This is a genomic window from Kitasatospora sp. NPDC057542 (assembly GCF_042801945.1).
In the GTDB taxonomy this organism is placed as follows: Bacteria; Actinomycetota; Actinomycetes; order Streptomycetales; family Streptomycetaceae; genus Kitasatospora.
This window is the reverse complement of sequence record NZ_JBHVFE010000511.1, coordinates 1-6,137: the sequence shown is the minus strand read 5'-3', so window position 1 is coordinate 6,137 and position 6,137 is coordinate 1. Positions and strand designations below refer to the sequence as shown.

General features: G+C 72.8%; 5 protein-coding genes. All 5 read left to right on the top strand.

The window, feature by feature from the left end; all coding sequences use genetic code 11:
* Positions 1 to 220: 220 nt before the first annotated feature.
* The 5 genes from ACFU7Y_RS38120 to ACFU7Y_RS38100 all read left to right on the top strand — a co-directional run bounded on the left by ACFU7Y_RS38120 (position 221) and on the right by ACFU7Y_RS38100 (position 6,108).
* Positions 221 to 451 carry a hypothetical protein gene (locus tag ACFU7Y_RS38120; protein ID WP_224273606.1) on the top strand — a complete coding sequence of 77 codons (231 nt, stop codon included), beginning with the start codon at positions 221 to 223 and terminating at the stop codon, positions 449 to 451.
* A 146-nt stretch (positions 452 to 597) separates the two neighbouring features.
* Positions 598 to 2,316 carry an ABC transporter substrate-binding protein gene (locus ACFU7Y_RS38115; protein WP_380771097.1) on the top strand — a complete coding sequence of 573 codons (1,719 nt, stop codon included), beginning with the start codon at positions 598 to 600 and terminating at the stop codon, positions 2,314 to 2,316.
* A gap of 32 nt (positions 2,317 to 2,348) precedes the next feature.
* Positions 2,349 to 3,389, top strand: a complete 1,041-nt coding sequence (locus ACFU7Y_RS38110) for an ABC transporter permease (protein WP_224273602.1) — start codon at positions 2,349 to 2,351, stop codon at positions 3,387 to 3,389.
* A complete protein-coding gene (locus tag ACFU7Y_RS38105; RefSeq protein WP_224273600.1) occupies positions 3,386 to 4,375 on the top strand; it encodes an ABC transporter permease in 990 nt (329 codons plus the stop codon). Before ACFU7Y_RS38110 ends, ACFU7Y_RS38105 begins: the two co-directional genes overlap by 4 nt.
* Before the next feature lie 41 nt (positions 4,376 to 4,416).
* Positions 4,417 to 6,108: an ABC transporter ATP-binding protein gene (locus tag ACFU7Y_RS38100; protein WP_308020117.1), complete on the top strand. Its 1,692-nt coding sequence runs from the start codon at positions 4,417 to 4,419 to the stop codon at positions 6,106 to 6,108.
* Positions 6,109 to 6,137 lie beyond the last annotated feature (29 nt).

The following is a 6,137-nucleotide window of genomic DNA, read 5'->3' as shown; positions in this document are numbered from 1 at the left end:
CCCCTTCTCCGGGGCCCGGCCCGCGCCGGCGCCTCCGGCGTGGACGGCCGTGCCCTCGGCGGGTCGCAGCTCCAGCGGTCCCGGCAGCAGAATCCGCACGCCGCTGCCGTGCTCTCGTCCCTCCTCGGCTCCCGGGCCGGCACGGCGCGCGGTGGGTGCGGGGCGCGCTGACCGGCGTCCTGTCGAAGGAGGCGGGTGGCGCCCGTGTGGGGGCGGCGCGGTGTTCACGGAACTCACCCGGGCGGTGGGGGCGGTGTTTACCGCACGGCCGCGAGCCGCCGTTCCGAAACGCGCCGGCGAAGGCCGGATGGTGTCGGGGATTTTGACATCCCACTTAAATTCATACAGTCTTCTCGGCATGTCTGACCGCCACCCGATCGAGTGCGCCGCCATCGAGCTGGCGCTGATCGGCGTGGCCGCGCACTGCGTTTCCGACAATCTCTGTCGCTGAATCCGCCTGTCCCGACGCGTTTTGCGGTGATCGCCGCGTCGGGGCGTCGCCCCTTCCTGCGGGCGCGGTGCCGCTCACTCTTCCCAAGGCCTCACTGTCGCCCGCCTTCCTCCGTACACCATCGGTAGCGAAAGGCCCCCTTTCCGATGTCTCGAACCACCTTCACCCCCCGCCGCCTCGCCGCGGCGACCGTCACCGTCGCCCTGGTCGTCGGAGTGGCGGCGTGCGGACCGAAGGCCGACGGCGGTGGAGGCGCCGACAAGGGCGCCGCGCCGCAGCAGGGTGGCACCCTCACCGTCCTCAACCAGAACCCGCAGGACCAGTTCGACCCCGCGCGGCTCTACACCTCCGGCGGCGGCAACGTGCCCTCCCTGGTCTTCCGCACCCTCACCACCCGCAACCGGGCCGACGGCGCGGCCGGCACCAAGGTGGTCCCGGACCTCGCCACCGACACCGGCACCCCGTCGGAGGGTGCGACGGTGTGGACCTACCGGCTCAAGGACGGCCTCACGTACGAGGACGGCTCGCCGATCACCACCGCCGACATCAAGTACGGCATCGAGAGGTCGTTCGCTCCCGAACTCTCCGGTGGCGCACCGTTCCTGAGGGACTGGCTGGTCGGCGCCGCGGACTACCAGGGTCCGTACAAGGACGGTGGCGGTCTGAGCGCCATCGAGACCCCGGACGAGAAGACCATCGTCTTCCATCTCGCCAAGCCCGAGGGCGACTTCCCGTACCTGGCCACCCAGACGCAGTTCGCACCCGTCCCGAAGGCGAAGGACACCGGGACGAAGTACCAGGAGCACCCCGTCTCCTCCGGCCCCTACCAGGTCGTCAAGAACGAGAACGACGGCGCCCACCTCGTCCTCACGCGCAACCCCAACTGGTCCGCGGCGACGGACGACCAGCGCAAGGCGTACCCGGACACCATCGACGTGCAGTCCGGGCTCGACCCGGCGGTGATCAACCAGCGGCTCTCCGCCGGCACCGGCGCCGACGCGGCCGCCGTCACCACCGACACCAACCTCGGCCCCTCCGAACTCGCCCAGGTGAAGGACGACAAGGCCCTCGCCGCACGCGTGGGCACCGGCCACTTCGGCTACGTCAACTACCTGGCGTTCAACCCCAAGGTCAAGCCCTTCGACAACCCCAGGGTCCGGCAGGCCGTCGCCTACGCGATCAACCGCACCTCGGTCGTCAACGCCGCCGGCGGCTCCTCGCTCGCCGAGGCCGCCACCACCTACCTGCCCAACCAGGAGACGTTCGGGTACACGCCGTACGACCCGTTCCCGGCCGGCGCCACCGGCAACCCGGAGAAGGCCAAGGAGCTGCTGAAGGAGGCCGGTTACCCGGACGGTCTGACCATCACGCTCACCCACTCCAGCGCCACGGGCAAGGGCTACGGCCCGGACCTGGCCACCGCCGTCCAGGACGGCCTGAAGGCGGCGGGGATCACCGTCCAGCTGGAGTCCCTGGACTCCACCAGGTACTCCAAGACGATCCACACCGTCAGCACCGAGCCCGGCCTCTTCCTCTCCGGCTGGGGCGCCGACTGGCCGTCCGGCGGCCCCTTCCTCGCGCCGATCTTCGACGGCCGGCAGATCGTCACCGACGGCTACAACTTCAACTCCGCGCAGCTGGACGACCCGTCGGTGAACGACGAGATCGACCAGATCAACAAGATCACCGACCACGCCGAGGCCGCCAAGCGCTGGGGCGCCCTGGACAAGCGGATCGGCGAGCAGGCCCTCACCGTCCCGCTGTTCCACCCCGTCTACAAGCGGCTGTCCGGCAAGGACGTCCGCAACATCGTCATCAGCGACTGGACCGGCGTGCTCGACATCTCCCAGGTCGCGGTCAAGTAGCGGACGGCGACGGACGGATCGATCGGACAACCATGGCTCCACAGGAACCCAGAGCCGGGGAGGGCCTCGCGGCCTCCCCGGCCGCCGGGGGGCGACAGGTGTGGCGGCGGCTGCTCGCGCGGCGCGCCGTCCTCGCCGCCGGCCTCGTCATCGTCCTGCTCGTCCTGATCGCGGCGGCGGCACCGCTGCTCGGCGCGATCGAAGGCCAGGACCCCACCAGCTACCACAACGACCTGCTCGACTCGGCGGCCGGCGGGGTGCCCAACGGCTCCTTCGGCGGTGTCAGCGCCGAGCACTGGCTCGGCGTCGAACCGGGCACCGGGCGCGACGTGTTCGCCCGACTGGTCGACGGCGCCAGGATCTCGCTGCTCGTCGCCGTCGGCGCCACCCTCGTCCAGGTCGCGATCGGCGTCCTGCTCGGGCTGGCCGCGGGCCTCGGCAGCCGGGTGCTCGACCAGCTGATCGGCAACACCACCGAGGTGATGCTCGCGCTGCCCTCGCTGGTCTTCGCCATCTCGCTGATGGCGGTCGTGCCCTCCGGCTTTCCCCGCCCGCTCCTGCTGACCCTGGTCATCGGGCTGCTGGGCTGGGGCGGCACCTCCCGGCTGGTCCGGGCGCAGACGCTCAGCCTCCGGCAGCTCGACTACGTGGCCGCGGCCCGGCTGGCCGGCGCCACCCGGTGGCGGATCGCCCGCCGGGAGCTGCTGCCCTCCCTGGCAGCGCCGGTCATCACCTACGCGGCGGTCCTGCTGCCGTCCAACGTGATGGCCGAGGCCGGGCTGTCCTTCCTCGGTGTGGGCGTCAAGCCGCCGACCTCGTCGTGGGGCCAGATGCTCTCCGGCGCGACCACCTGGTTCCGTGCGGACCCGATGTACGTGCTGCTCCCGTCGGCGCTGCTGTTCGTCACCGTGCTCGCCTTCACCGTGCTCGGCGATGCCGTCCGCACCGAGCTCGACCCCCGCGCGGCCTCCCGGCTGCGGGTCGGTACGGCGCGCGGCAGCGCCGGTTCGCCGGCGGACCGGCCCGCCTCGGACGCCCGTCCTTCGAGCACCACCGAGGAGGCCACCGCATGACCCGCTTCCTGCTCCGCAAGGCCGTCGGCATGCTCGGCGTCCTGCTCGCGCTCTCCCTGATCGTCTACGCGGTCTTCTACATCGCCCCCGGCGACCCCGCCCAGCTGGCCTGCGGCGAGAAGTGCAGCCCCGCCCAGGTCGCCCAGGTGCGCGAACGCCTTGGCCTCGACGCGCCCGTCCACCTGCAGTACGCCCACTTCCTCCAGGGCATCGTCGCCGGCCGCGACTTCAGCGCCGGAACGGGCCTGCTGCACTGCCCGGCGCCCTGCCTCGGCGTCTCCTACCGCAGCGGCGAGCAGGTCACCGACATGATCTCCGCCCGGCTCCCGGTCACGGCCTCGCTGGCGCTCGGCGCGATGGTGGTCTGGCTGGTCCTCGGGGTCGGCGCCGGGCTGGTCTCCGCGCTGCGCCGGGGCCGGCTCGGCGAGCGCCTGCTGACCGGGCTGACGCTGGCCGGCAGCTCCGTCCCGGTGTTCATCATCGGCCTGGTGCTGCTCATCGTCCTGTGCGCCCAGCTCCAGTGGCTGCCGTTCCCGAGCTACGTGCCGCTCACCGAGGACCCGCAGCAGTGGTTCTGGGGCCTGCTGCTGCCCTGGGTCTCGCTCGCCCTCATCGAGTCCGCCAAGTACGCCCGGCTGACCCGCTCGTCCATGCTGGAGGCCCTCGCCGACGACCACATCCGGACCTTCAGGGCGTACGGCGTCAGCGAACGGAGCCTGGTGACCAGGCACGCGCTGCGCGGCGCGCTCACCCCGGTGATCGCGCTCACCGCCATCGACCTCGGGACGATGTTCGGGTCCGCCGTGCTGACCGAGTCGCTCTTCGGCCTCCCGGGGCTCGGCAAGCTGCTGGTCACCTCGGTCGGACTGATCGACCTGCCGACCGTCGTGGGCCTCACCCTCGTCACCGGGTTCTGCGTGGTCCTCGCCAACGTCATCGCGGACGTGCTCTACGCGGTGTCCGACCGAAGGGTGGTCCTGACGTGAGCGCCGTGCCCCTGAGTGCCGAACCCCTGAGCGCCGCACGCCTGGTCGCCGGACCGCCGAGCGCCGGACCCCTGGTCGACGTCCGGGACCTGGTCGTCGACTTCCCGGTCGGCGACGGCCACGTCCGCGCCGTCGACGGCGTGGGCTTCACCCTGGAGGCCGGGCAGGCGCTGGGCATCGTCGGCGAGTCCGGCTCCGGCAAGAGCACCGTCGCCTACGGACTGCTCGGCCTGCACCGCGGGACCGGCGCCCGGATCGGCGGCTCGGTCCGGGTCGCCGGCGTCGACGCCGTCACCGCCGAGGGCGAGGAACTCCGGCGCCTGCGCGGCGGGTTGGCGGCCATGGTGTTCCAGGACCCGCTCTCCGCCCTCGACCCGTACTACGCGGTGGGGGACCAGATCGCCGAGGTCGTACGGGTGCACCGGGACGTCTCCCGCCGGGATGCCAGGGCCCGGGCCGTCGAGGTGCTCGACCGCGTCGGCATCGCCGACGCGGCACGCCGCTCGCGGTCGCGTCCGCACGAGTTCAGCGGCGGCATGCGCCAACGGGTGCTGATCGCGATGGCGCTGGCCTGCGAGCCGCGGCTGCTGGTCGCCGACGAGCCGACGACCGCGCTGGACGTCACCGTCCAGGCCCAGATCCTCGACCTGCTGCACGAGTTGCGCGCCGAGACCGGGGCCGGGCTGGTCCTGGTCACCCACGACCTGGGCGTGGTCGCCGGGAGCGTCGACCGGGTGCTGGTGATGAAGGACGGCCGGGCGGTGGAACACGGCCCGGTCACCGAGGTGTTGGGCGCTCCGCGCGAGCCGTACACCCGCGCGCTGCTGTCGGCGGTGCCGCGGGTCGACGCCCCGGAGGCCCTCGCCGGGCCTGCCGGTTCCACCGGGCCCGTCGAGGGCGACGTCCTGCTCGAAGCCGTCGACCTGCGCCGGGAGTTCGCCACCCGCGGCGGCCTCGCCCGGCGCGCCGCCCCCGTGACCGCCGTGGACGGGGTATCGCTCACCGTGCGGGCCGGCGAGACGCTGGGCATCGTCGGCGAGTCCGGCTCCGGGAAGACCACGCTCGGACGGATGCTCGTCCGGCTGCTGGAGCCGACCGGCGGACGGCTCCACTATCGCGGCCGGGACATCGGAGCGCTCGGGGAGAAGGAACTGCGCCCGATCCGACGGGAGTTGCAGATGGTCTTCCAGGACCCGGTCTCCTCGCTCAACCCGCGCCGCAGCATCGGGGAGTCCGTCGCCGACCCGCTGCGCGTCGCGGGCGAGAGCGACGAGCGCCGCATCCGCACCCGGGTCGGCGATCTCCTCGAACGCGTCGGGCTCGACGCCGACTGGTACCACCGCTACCCGCACGAGTTCTCCGGCGGGCAGCGGCAGCGGGTCGGCATCGCCCGGGCGCTGGCGCCCCGGCCGCGACTGATCGTCTGCGACGAGCCGGTCTCCGCGCTGGACGTCACCACCCAGGCCCAGGTGGTCGAGCTGCTGGGCGAGCTGCAGCGCGACCTCGGCCTCGCGCTGGTCTTCATCGCCCACGACCTCGCCGTGGTCCGGCAGGTGAGCGACCGCGTCGCGGTCATGCGGGCCGGGCGGATCGTGGAACAGGGCGACGCCGACGCCGTGTACGACTCACCCCGGCACGACTACACCAAGGGCCTGCTGGCCGCCGTCCCGGTGCTCGACCCCGCCGAGGCGACCGCCCGCCGGCACGCCCGACTGGCGTCCGCCGGCGCCTGACCGGCCCCCGCGCCATCACGGGTGGAGCC

Coding starts and splice junctions, on each gene's coding strand:
- ACFU7Y_RS38115 (WP_380771097.1), top strand. CDS start 598: ATGTCTCGAACCACCTTCACCCCCCGCCGCCTCGCCGCGGCGACCGTC.
- ACFU7Y_RS38110 (WP_224273602.1), top strand. CDS start 2,349: ATGGCTCCACAGGAACCCAGAGCCGGGGAGGGCCTCGCGGCCTCCCCG.
- ACFU7Y_RS38105 (WP_224273600.1), top strand. CDS start 3,386: ATGACCCGCTTCCTGCTCCGCAAGGCCGTCGGCATGCTCGGCGTCCTG.